The following is a 231-nucleotide window of genomic DNA, read 5'->3' on the forward strand; positions in this document are numbered from 1 at the left end:
CGAGCGTATTGCGCTTCGAATCGACGACGCGCACCACGTGCAGCGTCTTGAAGATCAGCGACATCCGTTCCGTGAATACGTCGGCCTGCTGGCGCAGCGGCTCGGAAATCTTGATGGCCGCGACCTGGCGGCACGCGATCGATGCCTCGGTTGGATCTTCGGCGATCCCGAGCGTGCCCTTGATGCCGCCCGTGCGCGCCCGCGACACGTAGCAGGTGACGCCCTGCACGG

1 protein-coding gene is annotated in these 231 nt (G+C 65.8%); it reads right to left on the bottom strand.

Annotation, left to right across the window (positions count from 1 at the left end):
* On the bottom strand, window positions 1-231 hold a 231-nt coding region (locus SB753_RS42020), incomplete at both ends, for a CreA family protein (protein WP_410805815.1).

It is taken from the genome of Paraburkholderia sp. SIMBA_053 (assembly GCF_046534895.1).
GTDB classification, from domain to species: domain Bacteria; phylum Pseudomonadota; class Gammaproteobacteria; order Burkholderiales; family Burkholderiaceae; genus Paraburkholderia; species Paraburkholderia caledonica.